Source organism: Nocardia sp. NPDC056541 (assembly GCF_042794235.1).
Lineage (GTDB): Bacteria > Actinomycetota > Actinomycetes > Mycobacteriales > Mycobacteriaceae > Nocardia.
Genome location: NZ_JBHTUD010000004.1, coordinates 193,484 through 215,497 on the forward strand (window position 1 = coordinate 193,484; position 22,014 = coordinate 215,497).

General features: G+C 68.6%; 19 protein-coding genes. 8 read left to right on the plus strand and 11 right to left on the minus strand.

The features are described from left to right. Positions 1-18 precede the first annotated feature (18 nt). Entirely contained in the window at positions 19-1,722 is a 1,704-nt protein-coding gene (locus tag ACFQ9R_RS08635; RefSeq protein ID WP_378989725.1) for an aldehyde dehydrogenase family protein, read from the minus strand. Beyond that, the gene (locus tag ACFQ9R_RS08640) at positions 1,719-3,290 is read right to left on the minus strand and encodes a GMC family oxidoreductase (protein ID WP_378989726.1); all 1,572 of its coding nucleotides are present in this window, start codon (positions 3,288-3,290) and stop codon (positions 1,719-1,721) included. Before ACFQ9R_RS08640 ends, ACFQ9R_RS08635 begins: the two co-directional genes overlap by 4 nt. A gap of 165 nt (positions 3,291-3,455) precedes the next feature. Here ACFQ9R_RS08640 and ACFQ9R_RS08645 point away from each other — a divergent pair, with 165 nt between their 5' ends. After that, the gene (locus ACFQ9R_RS08645) at positions 3,456-4,685 is read left to right on the plus strand and encodes a PucR family transcriptional regulator (protein ID WP_378989728.1); all 1,230 of its coding nucleotides are present in this window, start codon (positions 3,456-3,458) and stop codon (positions 4,683-4,685) included. Here ACFQ9R_RS08645 and fadD11 read toward each other — a convergent pair. From fadD11 to ACFQ9R_RS08680, 7 genes are read right to left on the minus strand one after another with little or no spacing between them, the layout of a single operon-like run. After that, positions 4,672-6,471: a fatty acid--CoA ligase FadD11 gene (gene fadD11 / locus ACFQ9R_RS08650; protein ID WP_378989729.1), complete on the minus strand. Its 1,800-nt coding sequence runs from the start codon at positions 6,469-6,471 to the stop codon at positions 4,672-4,674. The genes ACFQ9R_RS08645 and fadD11 overlap by 14 nt on opposite strands. Continuing rightward, positions 6,468-7,415: an alpha/beta hydrolase gene (locus ACFQ9R_RS08655; RefSeq protein ID WP_378989731.1), complete on the minus strand. Its 948-nt coding sequence runs from the start codon at positions 7,413-7,415 to the stop codon at positions 6,468-6,470. The genes fadD11 and ACFQ9R_RS08655 overlap by 4 nt, the downstream gene beginning before the upstream one ends. Continuing rightward, positions 7,412-8,284, minus strand: a complete 873-nt coding sequence (locus ACFQ9R_RS08660) for a short-chain dehydrogenase/reductase (protein WP_378990009.1) — start codon at positions 8,282-8,284, stop codon at positions 7,412-7,414. Before ACFQ9R_RS08660 ends, ACFQ9R_RS08655 begins: the two co-directional genes overlap by 4 nt. Then, positions 8,284-9,741 (minus strand): flavin-containing monooxygenase, encoded by a 1,458-nt coding sequence (locus ACFQ9R_RS08665; RefSeq protein WP_378989732.1) that lies wholly within the window; start codon positions 9,739-9,741, stop codon positions 8,284-8,286. Before ACFQ9R_RS08665 ends, ACFQ9R_RS08660 begins: the two co-directional genes overlap by 1 nt. A 3-nt stretch (positions 9,742-9,744) precedes the next feature. Beyond that, positions 9,745-11,241, minus strand: a complete 1,497-nt coding sequence (locus ACFQ9R_RS08670) for an aldehyde dehydrogenase family protein (RefSeq protein ID WP_378990010.1) — start codon at positions 11,239-11,241, stop codon at positions 9,745-9,747. Further along, a complete protein-coding gene (locus ACFQ9R_RS08675; protein ID WP_378989733.1) occupies positions 11,238-12,269 on the minus strand; it encodes a PDR/VanB family oxidoreductase in 1,032 nt (343 codons plus the stop codon). The genes ACFQ9R_RS08670 and ACFQ9R_RS08675 overlap by 4 nt, the downstream gene beginning before the upstream one ends. Continuing rightward, positions 12,266-13,147, minus strand: a complete 882-nt coding sequence (locus tag ACFQ9R_RS08680) for a metal-dependent hydrolase (protein ID WP_378989734.1) — start codon at positions 13,145-13,147, stop codon at positions 12,266-12,268. Before ACFQ9R_RS08680 ends, ACFQ9R_RS08675 begins: the two co-directional genes overlap by 4 nt. A 98-nt stretch (positions 13,148-13,245) precedes the next feature. On the opposite strand from ACFQ9R_RS08680, the gene ACFQ9R_RS08685 reads away from it, so the two are divergent. The 7 genes from ACFQ9R_RS08685 to ACFQ9R_RS08715 all read left to right on the plus strand — a co-directional run bounded on the left by ACFQ9R_RS08685 (position 13,246) and on the right by ACFQ9R_RS08715 (position 19,859). Then, the gene (locus tag ACFQ9R_RS08685) at positions 13,246-13,863 is read left to right on the plus strand and encodes a TetR/AcrR family transcriptional regulator (RefSeq protein WP_378989735.1); all 618 of its coding nucleotides are present in this window, start codon (positions 13,246-13,248) and stop codon (positions 13,861-13,863) included. A 224-nt stretch (positions 13,864-14,087) separates the two neighbouring features. Further along, complete coding sequence (locus ACFQ9R_RS08690; RefSeq protein WP_378989736.1) at positions 14,088-15,587, plus strand: CoA-acylating methylmalonate-semialdehyde dehydrogenase; 1,500 nt, start codon at positions 14,088-14,090, stop codon at positions 15,585-15,587. Between the two features lie 7 nt (positions 15,588-15,594). After that, positions 15,595-16,734 (plus strand): acyl-CoA dehydrogenase family protein, encoded by a 1,140-nt coding sequence (locus ACFQ9R_RS08695; RefSeq protein WP_378989737.1) that lies wholly within the window; start codon positions 15,595-15,597, stop codon positions 16,732-16,734. Then, complete coding sequence (locus ACFQ9R_RS08700) at positions 16,731-17,801, plus strand: enoyl-CoA hydratase/isomerase family protein (RefSeq protein ID WP_378989738.1); 1,071 nt, start codon at positions 16,731-16,733, stop codon at positions 17,799-17,801. Before ACFQ9R_RS08695 ends, ACFQ9R_RS08700 begins: the two co-directional genes overlap by 4 nt. Beyond that, complete coding sequence (gene mmsB / locus ACFQ9R_RS08705) at positions 17,798-18,694, plus strand: 3-hydroxyisobutyrate dehydrogenase (protein ID WP_378989739.1); 897 nt, start codon at positions 17,798-17,800, stop codon at positions 18,692-18,694. Before ACFQ9R_RS08700 ends, mmsB begins: the two co-directional genes overlap by 4 nt. A 17-nt stretch (positions 18,695-18,711) precedes the next feature. Then, a complete protein-coding gene (locus ACFQ9R_RS08710) occupies positions 18,712-19,365 on the plus strand; it encodes a TetR/AcrR family transcriptional regulator (RefSeq protein ID WP_378989741.1) in 654 nt (217 codons plus the stop codon). Further along, positions 19,344-19,859 carry an SRPBCC family protein gene (locus tag ACFQ9R_RS08715; RefSeq protein ID WP_378989743.1) on the plus strand — a complete coding sequence of 172 codons (516 nt, stop codon included), beginning with the start codon at positions 19,344-19,346 and terminating at the stop codon, positions 19,857-19,859. The genes ACFQ9R_RS08710 and ACFQ9R_RS08715 overlap by 22 nt, the downstream gene beginning before the upstream one ends. Positions 19,860-19,877: 18 nt before the next feature. On the opposite strand, the gene ACFQ9R_RS08720 is transcribed toward ACFQ9R_RS08715, so the two are convergent. Both ACFQ9R_RS08720 and ACFQ9R_RS08725 read right to left on the minus strand, forming a co-directional pair. Beyond that, entirely contained in the window at positions 19,878-20,519 is a 642-nt protein-coding gene (locus ACFQ9R_RS08720) for a LuxR C-terminal-related transcriptional regulator (protein WP_378990011.1), read from the minus strand. Between the two features lie 23 nt (positions 20,520-20,542). Then, a partial coding sequence (locus tag ACFQ9R_RS08725) for a sensor histidine kinase (protein WP_378989745.1) occupies positions 20,543-22,014 on the minus strand: 1,472 nt, incomplete at its 5' end.

The window sequence follows — 22,014 nt, forward strand, 5'->3', positions numbered from 1 at the left end:
CGTCGCTGCGGCGAACAGCTAGCCGCGCAGGGCGGAGGCGAAGATCGCCGGTAGCTTGGACCACCCCGGCGCCGCCGAGAAATAGGCCAGCAGACGGCCCGTGGTGGCGGCGGTCTTGTTGGTCACGAACCAGGGCGGCTTGGGCGCCAACGTGAATTCACCGCGCGTGATCGACCTGGGCGCGGGTCGGAACGGCCCACGGACGACAGTGCGTTCGGGATCTTCGATCAGCAGCGCGTTGTGGACCACGCCGATACCGCTCTGCACATCGTCGAGGGTATGGCCGGGGAACGCACCCCAGCTCGCGCGGGCGGTCAGATAGCCGACTCCGGTCCAGGCGTTGATCGCGACGGTGCCGTATCGAAGGTCGACGATCGCTTCATCGAGCGCGGCGCCGAGCTGACGCAGCGTCTTCGGGTGGGCGATGATGTTCACGCCCAGGGTGCCGATGAACTGCTCGTTCGAGACCTCGACCGCGGCACGCAGGAACGCCGACCCGGTGCCGGGCAGTTCGGTGACACCGAAAACGGGGGAGAAGTACTCCTCGTGCAGCGCTGGTTCGTCCTTCGACGGCGAGATTCCGAGCACCAGCGTGCGGTCGTTGTTCGGGCCGACGCTCTGTGCCTGCGGATATTCCTTGCGCGCGTTGGCCACTCGACTCTCGCTGCCCGGGTAGTACGCCGGTCGCCCCGGTGCCCGCTCGAACGCCGCACGCAGCTCGGCGAGGAATTTCTCCTTCTGTGGCCAGTCCGCGCTCACGATGGCGACCTGGGACGCGACACAGTTGTACCCGTTGTTGTGCAGTCGCTGCGTCGCAAGGTGTTCGGCCTGGAACTTCAGATCCGCCTCCGACCACTGCCCGGGGATCACGATGGTGGGTGAGACGCCGCCGAGTTCGCTGGTGATCGGTTTCGTCAGCAGCGGTGTGTTCGCTGCTTTGCGTTGCGCGCCTTCGGCTCCCCGGCCGAACACGATGGCGTCGTGGGTGTTGCTGCTGCCGGTCATGTGCACCGAGGTCACGTCGGGATGGTTGACCAGCGCGGTGCCGACATCGGCACCGCCGGTGAGGATTCGCAAGAACCCGCGATCGATCAGCGGGGCGAAAATGCGCTCGAACACCGGAAGCAGCGGATCGGTGACGGGGTTGAGCTTCAATGCCACGACCCGGTTGTCCGCGATCAATTGGTACAGCAGGTCCAGCGGCGGAATGGAGAAGATGTTCCCGGCGCCGAGCACGACGCCGACACCGCCTGCCGTGCGTGGTGCGCGTGCGCCCGAACCTGCTCGTGCCCGGACGGTGGCGGCGTCGACGCCGGGCTTGGTCCACACCTCGGCGGTGAAGCCGTTGAGCAGCAGCCGATCGAAGATCCCGTGCGGGAGCACGTGCACGGCCGACCTGTTGCCGGGCGCCGCGGTGACCTCGAAGCCGTCGACCGGGCTACGACCGGCGTCGAGCGCGGCGAGGCTTTCGATCAACGCGCCGGTGCCGGTGATCACCGGATAGGGGCCGCTGATCCATTCCTCGCCGACCAGGGGTGAATCCTTCGGCAGGCCCTTGATGCCGATGGCGATGTCTACCCAGTCCTGCGCGTGTCGCTCGGTCAGGTCGTGCACCTGCTGCAGCAGCAGGCGACGGTCGGCGAGCGCAGTCGCCGCCCACCGCGCCGCGCCCTCGGTCAATGCCTCGATCGCGGCGTCGATTGTCGTTGCTGTGCTGGTCATTTCGTTCCTCCGGTGGTGGCGACGGCATCTTCGCGAATGAGGTCGGCGGCCTTCTCGGCGATCATGATGGTCGGCGCGTTCGTATTGCCGCGCACGACCGTGGGCATCACCGACGCGTCGACGACGCGCAAGCCCTGCAGGCCGAGCACCCGCAGCCGGCTGTCGACGACCGACCCGATGGCACACGTCGATGTCGGGTGATACAGCGTCTGGCCGTATCGGCGGGCGAAGGCGAGCAGGTCTTGCTCCGAATCCGACTCGGGGGCAACGAAGTCCGCGGTGATGTGCTCGGCCAGGGCGGCCCGGCCCGCGATGTCGAGGGCGATGCGCAGACCCGCGACAATGCTGCGCCGGTCCTCGTCGGTGGCGAGGTAGTTGTGCACGATCCTCGGTGCGGTGGTCGGCGCGGCCGAACGGAGCATCACCTTGCCGACGCTCGTCGGATGGAGCACACAGGGTCCCACGGCGAATCCGTGCGCGACGGGTGCGCCGAGTCCCTCCTCGTGGAACAGCACCGGTGCCAGGTGGAACTGCACGTCCGGACCTTCCAGGCCGGACCTCGTCTCGAAGAATCCGCCCGCCTCACCGATGTTCGAGGTGAGCGGACCACGGCCCTGCTCCTGCAACAACGCGAGGTTCTCCGGCGACAGCGCGGTCATCAGCGATTCGGTGTCGGTGCGGTAGTTGATCAGCGTCATGTAGTGGTCTTGCAGGTTCTCGCCGACCGGAAGGTCGCGCACCACCTCGATCTGGAACAGCGCGAGCTCATCGGCGGGACCGACGCCCGACAGCAGCAACAGATGCGCCGATCCGTAGGTGCCGCCGGAGAGGATGACTTCGCGTTCGGCACGAACCGTCTCGACCTCGCCGCCACGGCTGATCTCGACGCCGACCGCCCGATCGCCCTCGAACAGCACCTTCTGGGCGAGCGCATCGGTGATGACGGTCAGGTTCGGCCGCGTCATCGCCGGATGCAGATAGGCGACGGCTGTGCTGCACCGCATGCCGTCACGCTGGGTCACCTGATAGCGGCCCACGCCCAATTGTGTTGCGCCGTTGAAGTCTTCGTTGCGCGCGTACCCGGCCTGCTCGGCCGCTTCGACGAAGGCTCCGGCAATGGCGTGCTGCGAACGACTCTCCGAGACGCGCAGTGGTCCACCGGCGCCGTGATAGGCGTCCTTGCCCCGTTCGTTGTCCTCGGCTCGCTGGAAATACGGCAGGACATCGTCGTAGGACCAACCCTCGGCACCGGCCGCGGCCCAGGCGTCGTAGTCGGCACGGTTGCCCCGGATGTAGATCATCGCGTTCATCGAGCTCGATCCGCCCAGCATCCGGCCCCGGGGCAGGTACGCGCGCCGACCGCCCAGCTGCGGTTCGGGTTCGGTGTCGAGATCCCAGTCCCACTCGCTCTTGAACAAGGCGCCGAACGCGGCCGGGATATGGATCTCGTCGGCGCTGTCGGCCGACCCTGCTTCGATGACGGCGACCGATACCGCCGGATCCTCGGAGAGTCTGGCAGCCAACACGGCGCCTGCCGAACCCGCGCCGACGATGACGTAGTCGTACATTGCAATGCCTCTCGATGCGATGTAGTGAGGTGGATCACTTGTCTCGATCGTGGCCGACGGTGGGCGGGCAGCCTATGGTCCAGCGCTCCGGATTACCGTGACCTCAGTGTGCAAGTGCACAACGAAGCTGGTAGAGGCGCTTTTCGCAGCGCCTACAATAAGAGGATGACGACAGTTCCCGAGGTGTCGTCCGACGTATCGGTGGAGCTTGTCGACAGGCTGTTGCTGCGAGCGGACGAGCTGACCGACGTGCTGGTGGCGCAAATCCTGTCCGGCGACCATGCCTATGCCGAGGCGACCCGGTTGACCCACCAGGACCTGCGCCAGGCCACCTACGACAACCTGGTGACTCTGCTCGGTCAACTCGGGGGTCGCTGCCGGCCGCGGCTGGACGCCGCGCGCGCCGCCGGACGGCTCAAGGCCGAGCAACAGGTTCCGCTGGCGGCGCTGCTGCACGCGTACCGGCTGGCGGGCCGGTTGCTCTGGGACCGACTGCTCGGCGAGATGGGCGGCGAGCTCACAGAATCGTTGGCGCACAAGGGCTCCGAGCTGTGGAGCATCATCGACGACTACTCGAGCGCGGCCGCGGAAGCCTACGGTGAGGTGGCGTTCGAACGCGCCCATCGCGACGCGCAGACCCGCAGCCTCGCGTTGCGCTCACTGCTGTCGGCCGCCGTCGACGACGGCGCGCCACTGTGGGAAACCCTGCGCCTGCTGAACCTGCCGGAGACCGGGACGTTCCTGGTGGTCAGCGCCGAAATCGTCGAGCCGGTCGCGGCCCCACTGCGCGGCGTCGAGGAACGTCTGCGCTCGATCGGCGTGCACTCGATCTGGACGGTCGAATTCGACACCCACATCGGCTTGATCAGCCTGAAACCGGGCACGGCGCGGGCCGAAGCCGACGCGGTCCTCGCGGGCCTGGCCACCGGCCGGGTCGGGGTGAGCCGCCCGTTCGACGATCCGCGCCGAGCCCACGACGCGCTCCACGAGGCGAAACTGGCGTGCCGGTGCGCCCGGCCCGGCGATATCGAGGTCAACAACTTCGGTGACCAGCCGATCCCGTTGCTGATCGCGCATCTGCCGGAGGTGAGTCGTCAGCTCGCCACCGGAATTCTCGGCTCGGTCCTCGAGCTGCCCGCGATGGAGCGGGACACGCTGTTGGAGACGCTCGAGGCGTGGTTCGCCGCGGGCGGGGTGGTGGCCGATGCGGCGAAACGACTGCACTTCCACCGCAACACCGTGCACCAACGGCTGCGGCGAATCGAAGCCCTCACCGGCCGCAGCTGTACCGATCCCACCGCGGCCGCCGAGTTCTACTTCGCCTTGCAGACAACCCGACTCGTCCGACCGCGCCAGGCGGGGTCGGACGAGTCGGGTACCGCTATCCGGCGTTGACGACCTCGGCGGGCGGGTTCTCCGCGTAGAGCTCGTCGATCTGCGCGGTGTACTTCTCGGCGATGACCTTGCGCTTGAGCTTCAAGGTGAGCGTGACCTCGTCACCGCCCGCCTCCCAGAACGTGGGCAGAATGCGGAAGCGCTTGATCTGCTCCACCCGCGAGAGCTTGCTGTTGCCCTGTGCCACACCGGCTTCGATCGCGGCCCGCACCGTGGGATCGACCGCCAGCGCGGCGGCGGAGGCGTCGGGGAGCGCGTGCTCGCGCGCGTAGGGCTCGACGGATTCGGCGTCGAGCACGATCAGCGCGGTGTTGTAGGACCGGCCGTCGCCGAGCACGGCCATCGCGCCGATCAGCGGCGTGGCCGCCTTGATCGCGTTCTCGATGTTGGTGGGGGACATGTTCTTGCCCGCCGCGTTGATGATCATCTCCTTCTTGCGGTCGACGACGCGAAGGTAGCCCTGGTCGTCGATGCTGACGATGTCGCCGGTGCGCAACCAGCCGTCGGCGTCGATCGCCTCGGCGGTCTGCTCGGGCATCCCTCGGTAGCCTTTCATCACCAGCGGCCCGCGCACGTGCAGTTCACCGTCGTCGGACAGCCGTGATTCCATGCCGGGCAACAGCTTTCCGACCGCCCCGAGCTTGGCGTCGCGGGGATGGCTGACGCTACAGATGCACGACAGTTCCGACATGCCCCAGATCTCGGCGATCGGGATGCCGAGACCGGCGAAGAAGGCCAGCGTCTGCGGCGGGATCGGGGCCGCGCCGGACATGGCCCACCGCACCCGGTCCAGACCGAGGGCGGCGCGCAGCTTGCTCAGCACCAGTTCGTCGGCCCGCGCCCATTCGGCGGCGAGCTCGGCGGGTACCGGTTCATCGGCGAGCTGATGGGCGGCGCGGGCCGCGGCCACCGACATCGCCCACGCCATGCCCTGGCGGCGGGTCTCGTCGGGTTCGGCCGCGACCTTGAATTCGATGGCGGCCTTGAGCTTTTCCCACACCCGCGGCACCGCGCCCCAGATGGTCGGATGCAGGTCGGCGAGGGCGGCGGCGATCTGCTTGGGATCGCCGACACTGGTCACCTGGGTGCCGAGCACCTCCTGGACATAGAGCGCGGTCAGCCGGTCGGCGATGTGCGCGGTCGGCATGAACGAGGTGATGGTGTCACCGAATTCGATGCCGAGGATGTCGGCGATGCCGTACACCTGGAACAGCAGGGCGGCATGGGTGGTCTCGACGCCCTTGGGCGCGCCGGTGGTGCCCGAGGTGTAGATGAGCGTCGCGACGTCCTCGCCACGGACCGCGCGCCAGGCGGCGTCGAAGTCGAAATCGTCACGGCCCGCCGCGAGCAGATCCTTCACCGACAGGGTTGCCTCGGGCGCCTCGTCGACGCACACGATGTGGTCGACGTCGACCCCGGACGAGGCGATCAGCTTCGCGTACTGCGGCTCGCAGATCACCACGCGCGCTCCGGCATTGCCGAGCACTTGGGCGAGCTGTTCGGGGGAGAGCGTGTTGTACACCGAGAACGAGGTGGCGCCCAGATGCTGCGCACCGACTTCCAGGGGATAGAACTCCACCCGGTTGCTCATCATCAGTGCCACGGTGTCGCCGCGACGCACACCGAGACCGGCCAGTCCGGCGGCGACGGCGCGAACCTGGGTCGCGTACTCGGCCCAGGTGAGGGTCTTGGTGTCGCCGGGGGTGCGCAAGGCGATCGCGGTGGGGGCGATCGAGGCGGTGTGCTGGAACGCTGCGGGCAGGGTGTCGAATCGGGAAATGCTCACGAGGCAGGCGCTTTCTGGGTCATGACCGCGGGGGCGGTGTCGAGATGGGTGGCGACGAAGCGAGCCGCTGCGCGATAGGCGGTCCTCGACTCGGGGACGACGATCGGCAGGGTCTGGAAGGCGTGCATCTGATCCGGCCACACCTGCAGTTCGCACTGCGCCCCGGTGGCCTGCCAGCGCCGCGCGAGTTCGGTCGCGTCGGCGCCGAAGTACTCGGTGTCGCTGGCGTGGATCAAGGTGGGCGGCAGCCGCATTCCGTGGACAGGTCGCAGGTCGAACGGTTCGGCGGTGAACGCGGCGATCGCCTGCCTGGCGATCTGGGTGGACAGCAGACCGTCGCGGTGCTGGTTCCCGTGGCCGATGGCGGTGGCCAGACTCAGGTCGGCCATCGGGGAGAACAACACCAGCGCACCCGGTTCGGGCTGCCCGGCGCGGGCGTTCTCGATGGTCAGATGAGCGGCCAGGAAGCCGCCGGCGGAATCACCGGCGACGACGATCCGGTCCGCCGGACAGCGCCGCGACAGCCACTCGAAGGCGGCGGCCACATCGGTGGGTGCGGCCGGGAACGGGTGCTCGGGCGCGAGGCGGTAGTCGAGGGTGAACACCGCGAGCTTGGTCGCGGTGGACAGCCGGGAGGCGACGCCGCGGTACCCGAGAGCCGAACCGGCGACGAACCCGCCGCCGTGGATGTAGAGCACGACCGCGTCGGTACGGTCGGCGCGCGGCCCACGCACCCACTCGCCGCGGATCCCGTCCTCGTCCACCGGCTCGGTCGCCGTCGCGCGCAACGGCGGCGCGCCCGCCCGCAGTGCCTGTTCGATCAGCAACCGCGACGGCGGCAGCGTGTAGGCGTTCACCGGCGCGAACGCGGCCAGCTGACCCACCGTGAGCGCCGACACCTGCCGGACGGTGCGTGCCCGGAGCGACCCGCGTTCGGCGCTCATCGGCGTTGCTCGATCGCCCGGATCAGCGCGTGCACCGTGGAGTCGGCGGCGAGCCGGTGATCGAGCACGACGTTGATCGCACCGCGCAGCAACGCGTAGGGTTCCCACCCGCTCGGGGCGATGGTGCGTGGTGCGCGCCGGGCGATGCCGTCGGCGATCGTCTTGGCCGCGTACTCGGCGGTGATCCGCACATTGAGCGGCCACGGCAGCATCGCGTCGAGCTCTTTGCCCAGGTCGTCGGTGTCGAGCATGTCGTGGGTCATCGCGGTGTCGACGACGCCGAAGTACGCGACGCCGGCACTGGCCCCGCTCGCGGCGAGTTCCACGCGCAGTGCCCGCCCCAGCTGTTCGACCGCGGCCTTGCTCACCATGTACGGCGAGCCGCCCATCCCCGGTGCGAACGCCGCGCACGACGACACCACCACGACGTGCCCGCGCGCGGACACGATGTGGTCCAGGGCCGGGTGCACGGTGTTGAACACGCCGGTGAGGTTGATCCCGATCACCCGGTCGAAGTCCGCCGGGTCCATCGTGCGCACGGTGGCGGGCTCGGGCGTCACGCCCGCGTTGGCGACCACCACGTCGAGGGTGCCGAATCGGCGCACCACCTCGTCGACCACCGCTGTCATCTGCGCCCGGTCGGCGACATCGGCGCCGATACCGTGGGCGTCCAACCCCAACTCGTCGGCGGCCCGGCGGGCCGCGACCGCGTCGATATCGACCACCACGACCCGCGCACCACGGTGGGACAGGATCGCGGCCAGCTCACGGCCGATGCCCTGGCCCGCGCCGGTGATCAGGACGACCTTGCCCGCCACGTCGTAGGAACGCGCGAACCAGGAGGTCGGCGCGAGATCGGACAGGCCCATCATGCCGACACCTCATAGGACTCGATGTCGAATCGTCTGGTGCGGCGGCGGTATTCGAAGCTCCAGTTCGGGTACAGCCCGGCGTTGCCGCCCTCGGCGGTGGTGTAGTAGCTCTCGCAGCCGCCGGTGAGCCACACGGTCTCGGCGCTGCGCCTGCCCATCTCCTCGACGAAGTCGCGCTGGACCTGCGACCGCACCTCGATGCGGGTTTCGCCGCGGGCGCGCAGCGTGCTCAGTGCGTCGACGATGTAGGCGATCTGCGACTCGATCATGAACACCGCCGACTGGTTGCCCGCCGCACCGAACGGACCGAGGGTGCAGAAGAAATTCGGGAACCCGGCCACCGCGGCACCGAGATAGGTCTGCGGACGCTGCCGGAACAGCTCGGCGATCGAGCGCCCGTCGTGGCCGACGATGCGATCGAAAACACTCGGCGTCGAGGTGAAACCGGTGCCGTAGATGATGGTGTCCACCGGGATCTCGACCCCGGCGCGGGTCACGATGGAGCGTGCGCGCACCTCGGCGATACCGTCGGTGACGACGTCGACGTTGTCCTTGTCGAGGGCGGGGAGATAGGCGTCGGAGAAGATGGCTCGCTTGCAGCCGATCATGTAGTCCGGCGTCACCTTCGCACGCAGCTCCGGGTCGCGGATCTGGCGGCGCAGCTGGATCCGGCCCAGCAGCTCGAAGGGATGCCGGAATCGGTTGTCGACGAACCCTACCAGCCCGAAACCCTCGATGAGCGAGTACCAGGTCCCCCGAACAGCCTTCTGCGCCAACGGGATCTGGCGCAGCAGGCGACGTTCGAGCCCGATCGTCGGGCGGTCCATCCGCGGCACGATCCACGGCGCCGACCGCTGGAACACCGTCAGCGCGGCGACCTTCGGCTGGATCTCCGGTACGAACTGGACCGCGGAGGCGCCCGTGCCGATCACCGCGACGCGCTTGCCGGTCAGATCGTGGTCGTGGTCCCAGTGCAGGGAATGGAAGGCCGTGCCCTCGAAGGTGTCGAGACCGGGCAGCGACGGGTACTTCGCCTCCGCGAAAATTCCTGCGGCGGAGAGGAAGTAGTCCGCGGTGAGCTCGCCGCGCGAGGTCTCGATCCGCCACAGCGACCGCTCGTCGTCCCAGCGCGCGTCCAGGAGTTCGGTGCCGAGGCGCACGTGCCGGATCACGTCGTTGGACTCGGCGACAGTGCGCAGGTAGTCGAGGATCTCGGGCTGCTTGCCGTAGGTGCGCGACCACTCCGGGTTGGGCGCGAAGGAATAGCTGTAGAGCTGGGAGGGGACATCGCAGGCGCAGCCGGGGTAGGTGTTGGCCTGCCAGGTGCCGCCGAGGTCGTCGGCGCGTTCCAGCACGACGATGTCGTCGAAGCCGGCTTCGCGGAGTTTGATCGTCAGCCCGATCCCGCCGAATCCGGCGCCGAGCACGACGATGTGCGTGTGTTCTGCGGGCATGGGTCAGCCGATCCTTCCGTGCAGCACCGAGACCAGGCGATCGACGACGGTGTCGATCCGGGCGCTGCGGGTGAATGTCGTGAGCGCCAGCGGCGAGGGGAACCGCTGCCGCGTAGTCGCTTTGGCGTAGGTGAACTCGCGCAGACCGTCGGGACCGTGCACCCGGCCGAAGCCGGAGGCGCAGACCCCGCCCAGCGGCAGCGCCGGGATGGTGGCGTGCGCGACGAACGCGTTGATCGAGGTGGCGCCCGCGTCGATGCGGTCGGCGATGGCGTCGCCGTCGCGGCGGGCGAAGACGGTGGCGCCGAGGCCGTACTCCGAGTCGTTGACCCGCTCGATCGCCTCGTCCATGGACGCGACCCGGGTGACGACCAGCGTCGGGCCGAAGGTCTCCTCGGTGACCGCCGCGGCGTCGTGCGGCACGTCGACCAGGATGGTCGGCTGCACGAACTGGCCCTCGATGGCGTCGAGGCCGCCCAGCAACGCCCGCCCGCCGCGCGCGAGGGCGTCCTCGATGTGGCGGTGGATCACGGCCAGCTGTTTGGGCATGGTGATCGGACCGATCTTCGCTGTTCCCGACCCGGCTCGCAGGCCGCGGGCCCGATCGAGCAGTTCGGTGAGGAAGGTGTCGTAGACGTCGGTGTGGACGTACACCCGCTCCACTCCGAGGCAGGTCTGCCCGGCATTGGCCATGCCACCCCACAGCGCGGCGTCGGCGGCGGCGCCGAGGTCGGCGTCGGCGTCGACGACGAGTGCGTCCTTGCCGCCGCATTCCATGAGCACCGGCGTGAGCCGCTGCGCACAGGCGGCCATCACGCGTTTGCCCGTCTCGGTGGAACCGGTGAACCCGATCTTGCCGACCCGGCTGCGGCACAGCGCCGCGCCGGTCTCACCGCCGCCGGTGATCACTTGCAGCACCGGCTGTTCGGGGACGACGCGGGCGAACGCCTCGGCGAGCCAGACGCCGACTCCCGGGGTGTACTCGCTGGGTTTGAACACCACCGCGTTGCCCGCGGCGAGGGCGAACGAGATCGAGCCGAGCGGGGTGAACACCGGGTAGTTCCAGGGGCCGATCACCCCGACCACGCCGAAGGGGCGGTACTCGACCCGGCAGGCATGGTTGACGGTCAACAGGCTGGGCGCGACCGATCGCGGGCCGAGCACGTCTTTCGCGTTGTGCGCGGCCCATTTCAGGTGTTCGAGCGCCATCACGATCTCGAGCGCGGCATCGGAGTGGGGTTTGCCCATCTCCTGGCTCATGATGCGAGCGAGTTCGTCACGGCCGCGTGTGATCTCGGCGCGCCAGCGATCGAGACGACGTGCACGTTCGTCGAAACCCGCGGTGCGCCACCAGGTCGCGGCACCGTGGGCCCGTTCGACGGCGGCCTCGACGGCGCTCTCGTCGTGGCTGGGATAGGAACCGACCAGGGCACCGGTCGCGGGGCTGTGGACGTCGAAGCTGAGGGTGGTGGTCACGGGAGGCGTGCCTTTCGCGGTCAGAGGTCCAGCGTGAGTGCGCCACCGGCGGAACGGGACACGCAGGTGAGGAGGTGGTCGGCACGCTCGCCCGGGGGGAGTAGTCGGTCGCGATGATCGATCGAGCCCGCGAGGACCTTGGTCTTGCAGCTGCCGCAGAACCCCTGTCGGCAGGAGTAGACGACGTCGGGGCGCACCCGGCGGATCGCGTCGAGCGCGGTTTCGGTGCTCTCGACGCGCACGGTCCGCCCGCTGCGCGCGAGGGTGATGTCGAAGGCTTTGCCGTCGGTCACCGGCCGCGCCGAGAACAGTTCGGTGTGTAGCGAGGCAGTGGGATTCAGCGCGAACAGGCTGCGCTGGGCGGTGTCGAGCACCGGGGGAGGACCGCACACGTAGACCGCCGCACCGGGGGCGGCGGTGGCGAGCAGCGCGGGCAGATCGGGTGTGCCGAATTCGTCGTCGGGGCGCACCTCGGCGCCTGCCGGGAGCTCGGCCAGGAACGGCATGGTTTCGCGCGAACGGCCCAGATAGACCAGTTGCCCTCGGGAACCGGCCGCACGAGCCATCGGCAGGAGCGGCGTGATCCCGATGCCCGCGGCGATGAACAGATACGACGGCGCGGTCTCGACGAAGGTGAAGGCGTTGCGCGGACCGCGGATGCGCAACACGTCACCGGCGCGCAGGGTGTGCATCTCCCGCGATCCGCCGCCGCCGTTGTCTATGCGGCGCACCGCGATCCGGTAGCGATGCCGGTCGCGCGGGTCACCGCACAGGGAGTACTGGCGCTGGCGGCCCGAGGCGAGGAAGACATCGATGTGGCACCCCGGCCGCCACGACGGCAGGTACCCGCCCTCGGTGCCCACCAGGGTCAGACTCACCACGTCGGCGGCCTCGGCGTGCACCGCTTCCACCCGCACGTCGAGATCGAAACCGTTGTGCCGCACCGGATGTGGTGGCGACAGCGCGGGCTGGGTGAAAACCTTCTTGTAGATGTCGACGGCGGCACCGAGGGCTCGCAGGCTCGGTGTCGCGACACCCGCGGGAGGGTTCACGCGCGAGCCGCCGGCGAGTGCGCCAGATACCGCAGGGCGTTGTCCATCGAACCCAGCTGGGAGGGATGGAAACTCGGTCGCAGGTAGCGCGGCATCTCGGTGACGAACGTGGTGAAGCTCGGAATCACCCCGCGCACGGTGGCGCTGACGAATTGCCTGGCCCAGGAGCGGCCCTTGTTCTTGCTCGGATCCTGGCGATACAGGTACGCGGTCGAGATGACGAACAGCGGCAGCAGGGTGCCGCTGGCGAGCAGCCCGGTGCGCAGTCGGCGGGCGTAGCCGCCGTCGACGTGCATGTAGGCGTCGAACACCACGCTGCGGTGCTCGACCTCCTCGGCGCCGTGCCAGCGCACCAGGTCGAGCATGGTCGGGTCCATCCCGAGCTCGGCGAGTACGTCCGATTCCAGCAGCCATTCGCCGATGACGGCGGTGAAGTGTTCCATCCCGGCGAACAGGCCGAGGCGTTCTTTGAGCCATTGCTCCTTGGCGCGGCCGGTGAGTCCCTGGTCGCCCAGGATCCGGTCGACCATCCAGGCGATCTTGGCGACATAGGACTCGACATCGAGTCCGATCGACTGCAGATGCCGCCGCGCGCCCTCGTGGCTGCTGGCGTGCATCGATTCCTGGCCGATGAACCCGGTGACCTCCTCCCGCAGCCGCTCGTCCTCGATATAGGGCAGGGCTTCGGCCAGGCAGGTGGCCATCGCCCGTTCGCCCTCGGGGAGGACGAGATGCATCACGTTGGTGACATGTGTCGCGAGGACTTCGCCCGGGATGTAGTGCAGGGGCACCGACGAGAAGTCGAAATGCACATCCCGCGCGTGAATTGCGTGCGCTTGTTCCTGATAGGAGCGCGCCGTTGCACCGTTATCAGCCATATCGGAACCGTACAGTGCAACAAATAGTATCGCAATGTTGCAGGCGGATCTGATCTGCGGTTGTGATCGGGACCCGCCGCGCCTGATACCGTCGAAGCGTGCTCTCCACCGCCGCGACCTCGGGAAATTCGCCCACCGCCGACTCCGTCGAAGAACGAATTCTCGATGCCGCCCTCGTGCAGTTCGAGCGGGTGGGCGTGCGCAAGACGACGATCGAGGACATCGCCAAGGCCGCCGACGTCGACCGCGCCACCGTCTACCGGCGGATCGGTTCGCGTGACGATGTGGTGAGCGCGGCCTTCGAACGGGAGGTGCGCAGGCTGCTGGCCGATCTGGGTGAGATCCCGGCGCGCCACGACACCTTCGACGACATCGTCGTCGACGTGTTCACCACCGTGATCACGCGCTGGCGGGCGCACCCATTGGTCGAGCGGCTGCTCACGCTGGAGGCCGACCGCCTGCTGCCCCAGCTCACCGTCGACGGGGCGTCGTTCTTCCTGCTCTCGGTCGCGGCGTCCACCGAGATCCTCCGAAAGGTGCTCGAGGACAGCCGATTCCCCGACATTCCCGACCTGAGCGCTCGGGTCGAAGTGGTCTGCCGCGTGGTGCACTCGCTGATCCTGCAGCCGGTGGGCACCATCGACACCGGCTCGGAGCAGGCATTGGCGGCGTTCGCCCGCACGTATGTGGTTCCGATTCTGGTAGCCGGGTTGTAAGCGCGGGCTCCGCGTCGGGGGCCGGTCCTCGGTGACCCGGTCGGCCCCCGCGTAGCTGGTCTCGAGTTCTGCACTACTTTGTTGGCCGTATGTCAATAGTGTCGGTCCCTGCATTGACAAACACCGGGCCGGACTGCGAAGGTACCAATTACTTGGACATCCAACTATTGGAAACCCTCCAACTGCGCACACCGCGCGACCGACATCAACGGAGTAGGACTGGCATGGTTCGCGAACTCACGCACTTCATCGGCGGCAAGCACGTCACCGGCACTTCCGGCGCCTTCGGCGACGTCTTCGATCCGAATCTCGGGCAGGTGCAGGCCAGGGTTCCGCTGGCGAATGCCGCCGAGGTGAGCGCGGTGATCGACAACGCGGCCGCGGCTCAGCCGGTGTGGGCGGCGTTCAACCCACAGAAGCGGGCCAGGGTGCTGATGAAGTTCGTGAACCTGGTCAACGACGAGATGGACAGCCTGGCCGCGCTGCTCTCCTCCGAGCACGGCAAGACCATCGCCGACGCCAAGGGCGACATCCAGCGCGGCCTCGAGGTCATCGAGTTCGCCATCGGTATCCCGCACCTGCTCAAGGGCGAGTACAGCGACAGCGCGGGCACCGGTATCGACGTGTACTCGATGCGTCAGCCGCTGGGTGTCGTCGCCGGTATCACGCCGTTCAACTTCCCGGCGATGATCCCGCTGTGGAAGGCAGGTCCGGCGCTGGCCTGCGGTAACGCCTTCGTGCTCAAGCCGTCGGAACGCGATCCGTCGGTGCCGCTGCGCCTGGCCGAGCTGTTCCTCGAGGCGGGTCTGCCGCCGGGGGTGTTCAACGTGGTCAACGGCGGCAAGGAAGCCGTCGACACGATCTTGGGCGACAAGCGGATCAAGGCGGTCGGTTTCGTCGGCTCGACTCCGATCGCCCAGTACATCTACGAGACCGCGACCGCCAACGGCAAGCGCGCGCAGTGTTTCGGTGGGGCCAAGAACCACGCGGTCGTGATGCCCGACGCCGACCTCGACGATGTCGCCGATCAGCTGATCGGTGCGGCGTACGGGTCCGCGGGGGAGCGCTGCATGGCGCTGTCGGTGGCTGTGCCGGTGGGCGCGGAGACCGCTGATCGGCTGGTCGCGAAGCTGACCGAGCGGGTGCACAAGCTCAATGTCGGGCGCTCCGACGACGCGGGCGCCGACTTCGGGCCGCTGGTCGGGCTCGACGGGGTGAACCGGGTCAACGACTACGTCCAGATCGGTGTCGACGAGGGCGCCGACCTGGTGGTCGACGGCCGCGGCCTGAGCGTCGAGGGTGCCGAGAACGGCTTCTTCGTCGGCGCGAGCCTGTTCGACAATGTCACCGCCGATATGCGGATCTACAAAGAGGAGATCTTCGGCCCGGTGCTCACCGTGGTCCGCGCGGGCGACTACGAAGAAGCACTGAAGCTGGTCGACGAGCACGAATACGGCAACGGTGTCGCGATCTTCACCCGCGACGGTGACACCGCGCGCGATTTCTCCGCTCGTGTGCAGGTCGGCATGGTCGGGGTCAATGTGCCGATTCCGGTGCCGATCGCCTACTTCACCTTCGGTGGCTGGAAGGGCTCGGGCTTCGGTGATCTCAACCAGCACGGCCCGGATTCGATCCGGTTCTACACCAAGACCAAGACGGTGACCCAGCGTTGGCCTGCCGGGCTCAAGGAGTCCAACGCTTTCGTCATCCCGACGATGGACTGAGGCGGCGATGTTCACCCTCGATGCGGACGAGCGCGCGATCGGCGAGACCGCGCGCCAGTTCGCCGACGAGTTCCTGGCGCCCAACGCGCTGGATTGGGATGAGCGCAAACACTTCCCGGTCGACGTGCTGCACAAGGCGGGCCCGCTCGGGCTCGGCGGCATCTCGGTGCGCGCCGATGTCGGCGGCTCCGAACTGCGCAGGCTCGACGCGGTGCGGATCTTCGAACAGCTCTCGACCGGGTGTCCCTCGGTCGCGGCGTACATCTCCATCCACAACATGGCGACCTGGATGATCGATGCCTATGGCACCGAGCAGCAGCGCCACCGGTGGGTGCCGGGAATGGCCGCGCTGGAGCTGCTCGGCAGTTACGCGCTCACCGAACCGGGCGTCGGATCCGACGCGGCGGCCCTGAGCACCAAGGCCGTTCGCGACGGCGAGGACTACATCCTGTCCGGCGCCAAGCAATTCATCTCCGGCGCCGGCGCCAACGACGTGTACGTGATGATGGTGCGAACCGGCGGGGACGGCCCGCGCGGCATCTCGGCGCTGATCGTCCCGGCCGACACACCGGGTCTGACGGTGGGACCGAACGAACGGAAGATGGGCTGGAACGCGCAGCCGACCCGGCAGGTGATCCTCGACGGTGCCAGGGTGCCGGTCGCCAACCGCCTCGGTGAGGAGGGCGACGGCTTCTCGATCGCGATGAACGGCCTCAACGGTGGCCGCCTCAATATCGCCGCCTGCTCGATCGGCGGCGCGCAGGCCGCGCTCGACAGGACGGTCCGCTACCTCACCGAACGCCACGCCTTCGGAAAACCCTTGGTGCGCAACGAGGCACTACAGTTCGAGCTGGCCGACATGGCCACCGAACTGGAGGCGGCGCGGACGCTGCTGTGGCGGGCCGCCGCCGCGCTCGACGCGGACGCGGCGGACAAGGTATCGCTGTGCGCGATGGCGAAGCGATTCGCCACCGACACCGGGTTCGACGTGGCCAACAAGGCACTGCAATTGCACGGTGGCTACGGCTACCTGCACGAATACGGCCTGGAGAAGATCGTGCGCGACCTGCGGGTGCACCAGATCCTCGAGGGCACCAACGAAATCATGCGGGTGGTTGTCGCCCGCTCGCTGATCGGAGCAGCATGACCGACGAACCCGAGGTGCTGATCGCCGTCCGTGACGGTCTCGGCGTGATCACCCTGAACCGGCCCAAGGCCATCAACGCGCTCAATCACGCGATGACACTGGCCATCACCGACGCACTGCGCTCCTGGGCTCACGACGACGCGGTGCGCGCCGTCGTGGTCACCGGCGCGGGGGAGCGCGGGCTCTGCGCGGGCGGCGACATCGTCGCCATCCACGCCGACGCGAAAGGCGGCACGGCGGGCGCCGATTCGCCCACCGGGCGGTTCTGGCGCGACGAGTACCACCTCAACGCGCTGATCGGCAGCTATCCCAAGCCGTATGTAGTGATCATGGACGGCATCGTGATGGGCGGCGGGGTCGGCCTGGCCGGACACGGCAGCCACCGCATCGTCACCGAACGGTCCAAGATCGGGATGCCCGAGGTCGGCATCGGATTCGTCCCCGACGTCGGTGGCACCTACCTGCTCTCGCGGGCACCGGGTGAGCTCGGCACGCACGTGGCGCTGACCACCGCGCGGATGTCCGCGGGCGACGCGATCGCGGCCGGATTCGCCGACTACTACGTGCCCTCCGACGCACTACCCGAGCTGCTCGACGCGCTGGGCACCGTCGGTGTCGACGCGGCGATCGCGAAGTTCGCCGAGTCCGCGCCGGCCTCGGACCTGCTCGCACAGCAGCGCTGGATCGACGCTTGCTACAGCGCGGACACCGTCGAGGAGATCGCGGCGCGGCTCCAGGCCGACGAAGCGCCCGAGGCCGTCGAGGCAGCCGCTGCTCTCCTCGCGAAATCCCCTGTCGCGCTGAAAGTCACGCTGCGGGCCTTGCGTGCCGCGCAGGACCTGCCGAGCCTCGAGGCGGTGCTGGACCAGGAATATCGGGTCTCGGTCGCCTCACTCGGCTCGCACGACCTGGTCGAGGGCATCCGCGCCCAGGTGATCGACAAGGACCGCAATCCCCAGTGGCGGCCCGCGACCCTCGCCGAGGTGACCGACGAGCAGGTGGCGGCGTACTTCGCCGGTCTGGGTGCGGCGGAACTGGGTTCGACGACAGCGGAGGCACAGCGATGACGAAGACGATCGGTTTCCTCGGGCTCGGCCACATGGGCGGCCCGATGGCGGCGAATCTGGTGCGGGCGGGCTACGACGTGCTCGCCTACGACCCGGTGCCCGCCGCGCAGGAGCAGGCGCGCGCCGACGGCGCGACGGTGGTGGCCACCGCCGTCGAGGCCGCCGTCGACCGTGACGTGGTGATCACCATGCTGCCCAACGGCAAACTCGTCCTCGACGTCTACGCCGAGTTGCTGCCCGCCGCCACGCCGGGCACCCTGTTCCTCGACTGTTCCACCATCGATGTGGCCGACGCGAAAGCCGCTGCGGCCCAGGCTGTGACGGCCGGACATCGACCGCTGGACGCACCGGTCTCCGGTGGGGTGGCCGGTGCCACCGCGGGCACCCTCACCTTCATGGTCGGCGGCACGGCCGCCGACTTCGCCGACGCCGGCGATGTGCTGGAGGTAATGGGCGGCAAGGTGGTGCACTGCGGTGACTCCGGCGTCGGTCAGGCCGCCAAGATCTGCAACAACATGCTGCTCGGAATCTCCATGATCGGCCTGTCGGAGGCACTGGTTCTCGGTGAGCGGCTCGGCCTGAGCCATCAGTCGTTCTTCGACGTGGTCTCCACCGCATCCGGCCAGAGCTGGGCACTGACCAGCTACTGCCCGGTGCCCGGCCCGGTCCCCACCAGCCCGGCCAACAACGACTACCAGCCCGGCTTCGCTACCGCGCTGATGTCGAAAGACCTCACCCTGGCCGCGAACGCGTTGCAGGCCAACGGGGTCGACGGCCGGCTCGGCGAACTCGCCGCCGCGATCTACGCGCGGTTCAACCAGACCGACGCCGGGCGCGACTTCTCCGCCATCGTCACCGACATCCGGGACCGTTCCGCGGAGGCCGACCGGTGACCGAGGCAGACAGCTAGGTGCGAACCGACACGTCACCGCTCGGTCTGCGGGGGCCCGCCGCGCGGGCCCGCCGCAGACAGGCGGTGTTGGTCGCCGCGCAAGACGTGTTCGTCGCGCACGGCTACCACGGCGCCCGGATGGAGGAGATCAGCGCGCGGTCCGGGATCAGCAAACCGGTGCTCTACGACCACTTCGCGGGCAAACTCGACCTGTATCTCGCTGTGCTGCAGCACAATCTGGACCGGATGGTCGACGGCGTCCGGGCCGCCGTCGCCCGCGACACCGACCCACGGCAGCGGGTGCGCCGGGCGGTGATGTCCTACTTCGACTTCGTCGAACACGACGTCGGCGGGTATGTGCTGGTGTTCGAATCGCCGGTGCCCAGCGAGCCGTCGGTCGAATGGCGGGTGCGCACCGCGATGCGCGACTGCGCCGCCCTGGTGAGCGTGGAACTGCGCGCGGGCGGGGTGGACGAGGCCAGGGCCGAGATCCACGCCTGGGCGCTGGTGGGTATCAGCCGCCTCACGGCCGGCCATTGGCTGGAGGCAGGGCGGCCGATCTCCAAAAGCGACGCGGTCGACACCGCGGCCGCCCTGTGCTGGAACGGATTATCGACAGTCGATCGACAACAGGAAGAACAAGGACAGTTATGGCTCAGGCTTTCGCATTGACCGAATCCGACGACGCGTTCCTCGCGAACGCGGCGAACCGCTACGTCCACGTCATCGACATTGCCGCGCCGCCCTCGGCGGTGTGGGCGGCCCTGGTCGCCGATGACGCGCTGGTGTCGTGGTCCGGGCTGGTCACCGGCCTGCGGTGGACCACGCCGCGCCCGTTCGGCGTCGGCACCTGCCGCGTCGTCACCCTCGGGCGCATCGCCGCGCTGACCGAACGCTTCTACCGCTGGGACGACCAGCGGCGCATGACCTTTACCGTCGACTTCGCCTCGATCCCCGGCCTGCGCCGCTTCGCCGAGGACATCGAGCTGACGCCGACCGCCACGGGAACCCGGCTGACGTGGACCTTCGCCGTGGAGGGCAAGCCCGCGCTGCAACTGCTGCTGCGCTCGACGAGCGCGGTGACCGAGCGGATCACCGGCTCCATCGCCAAGGGCATCGCCGGCAGTGTCGCCGCGACAGCGCCGAACAGCGGCCCTGCCGTCTGACGGTAGGTCGTCTGCGGCTCATCCCTTGAGCCGCAGCACCGCCAGCACCCTGCGATGGCGGGTATCCGACGGTGGCAGATCGAGTTTGGTGAAGATATTGCCGATGTGCTTCTCGACGGCCCGCTCGGTGACGGTGAGCGAGGTGGCGATGGCGTTGTTGGTGAGGCCCTGCGCCATCAGCTCGAGCACCTCCCGCTCGCGCGGGGTGAGCCGGGCGAGCGAATCCTGTTGCCGGGACGCGCCCATCAGCTGACTCACCACTTCGGGATCGAGTGCGGTGCCGCCGGTGGCGACCCGGTGCAGCGCGTCGACGAAGTCACCGACGTCGGCGACGCGATCCTTGAGCAGGTAGCCGACGCCGCTGGCTCCGGCGGCGAGAAGCTCTGTGGCGTAACGGGTTTCGATCCACTGCGAGAACACGAGCACGCCGGTATCCGGATACTTCCTGCGCAGTTCGATGGCGGCCAGCAGACCCTCGTCGGTGAAGGTGGGCGGCATCCGCACATCCACCACCGCGACATCGGGCCGGTGGGTGCCGACGACCTCGCTCAGCGACGTCGCGTCGCCGACCATCGCCACCACCTCGTGACCGCGTTCGGTGAGCAGCCCGGCCAGCCCGTCGCGCAGGATCGCGCTGTCCTCGGCGATCACCACCCGCAACGGTCCGTGCGCACCGCCCGCGATCACTGCGGGCCCTCGTTCGGCAGGATCATGGTCACCACGGTAGGCCCACCGGCGGGACTGTCGACGGTGAGCGTGCCGTCGACAGCGAGAGCGCGGGCGGCGAGCCCGGCCAGCCCACTGCCGGTGACGGTCTGCGTGCCGGGACGGGGCGCACCACCGATTCCGTTGTCCCGCACGGTGACCGCGATGGACCGCAGACTGTCGGGCAGCACCGACACCGCCACCCGGTTCGCGTGCGCGTGTTTGACCACATTGGTCAGTAGCTCGGCGACGGAGAAGTAGGCGATCGCCTCGATGGCCGGGCTCGGTCGCCGCAGGATCTGCACACGCAGGTCGACCGGCACCGCGCAGCGGGCAGTGAGCGTCTCCAGCGCCGGGCCGAGACCGAGTTCGAGCGCGGGTGGATGGATGCCGCGCACCAGTTCGCGCAGTTCGGTGAGCGCCTCCTTGGAGTTGGCGCGCGCCTCGGCGATGAGGTCACGGGCGTCGCCGCCCGCGGCCAGTCGTTCTTCGGCCCTGCCCAGCGCCATGGCGATGGTGACCAGCCGCGCCTGCGTGCCGTCGTGCAGGTCGCGCTCGACCCGGCTCAACGTGGCGGTCGCGTCGTCCACCGCGGCGCGCCTGCTGGCCCGCAATTGCGCCAGTTGCCGGTCGCGCGGTGTCGCCGCCAACAGGTGCACGATCAGCATCCGATGCACCCAGCAGATTGCCCGGATCAGCCACGGCAGCGCGAAGCACAGCAGAATGCCGATCCCGGCCATGGCGAGCGCCCGCGGCCAGGTATCGATGTAGAACGTTCCGAACTGCGCGAGACTGTGGTGCTCCACGCCGTTGTCGTCCACCTGCACCGGATCGAGCAGCGCCCACGGCACGGGGGAGATCGCCGTGAACCCGACCATCGCGATCGTCACGAGGACGACCCAGCCCACCGCGACACCGAGCACCGACTGCGCGAGCAGGAACAACACCGCCCGCCAGCTCGGCCGATCGGTGAACGCGCTCTTCAGGAAACCGAACAAGCCGCTCGACCTGGTGAAATCCGGTGGTGATTCGACGTGGGCGCCGAGCAGCCCGCGCCCGAGGAACCGGTAGATCCGGCCCCAGACCCGCCCGCCGAGCAGCACCCCCGCCAGCAACGGGATACCGATGAGCACGATCGACGCGTACAGCCCGCCGCCGAACCCGAAGAACAGGTAGCACACGGCCACACAGCCCAGAACGAACGACAGGACCAGATAGGCGAGCTCCTTCCACGTCCTGGCCTCGAACGGTGCGCGCAGGATCGCCCCCAGCGGGCCCGTCCGGCGCTGCGGTGTCTCCTGCGTGGCATCGAGCGCCACGGTGGGTTCGCCGGCGATGTCGACCACGAGTGTCTGCTCGGCTGGTGTCTCGGTCATGACTCCATGGTTGTCGTCGCGGGCCGGAAATACGATCGAGCTGTCCACCGAGTCGATGGTGTAGCGAGCTACAC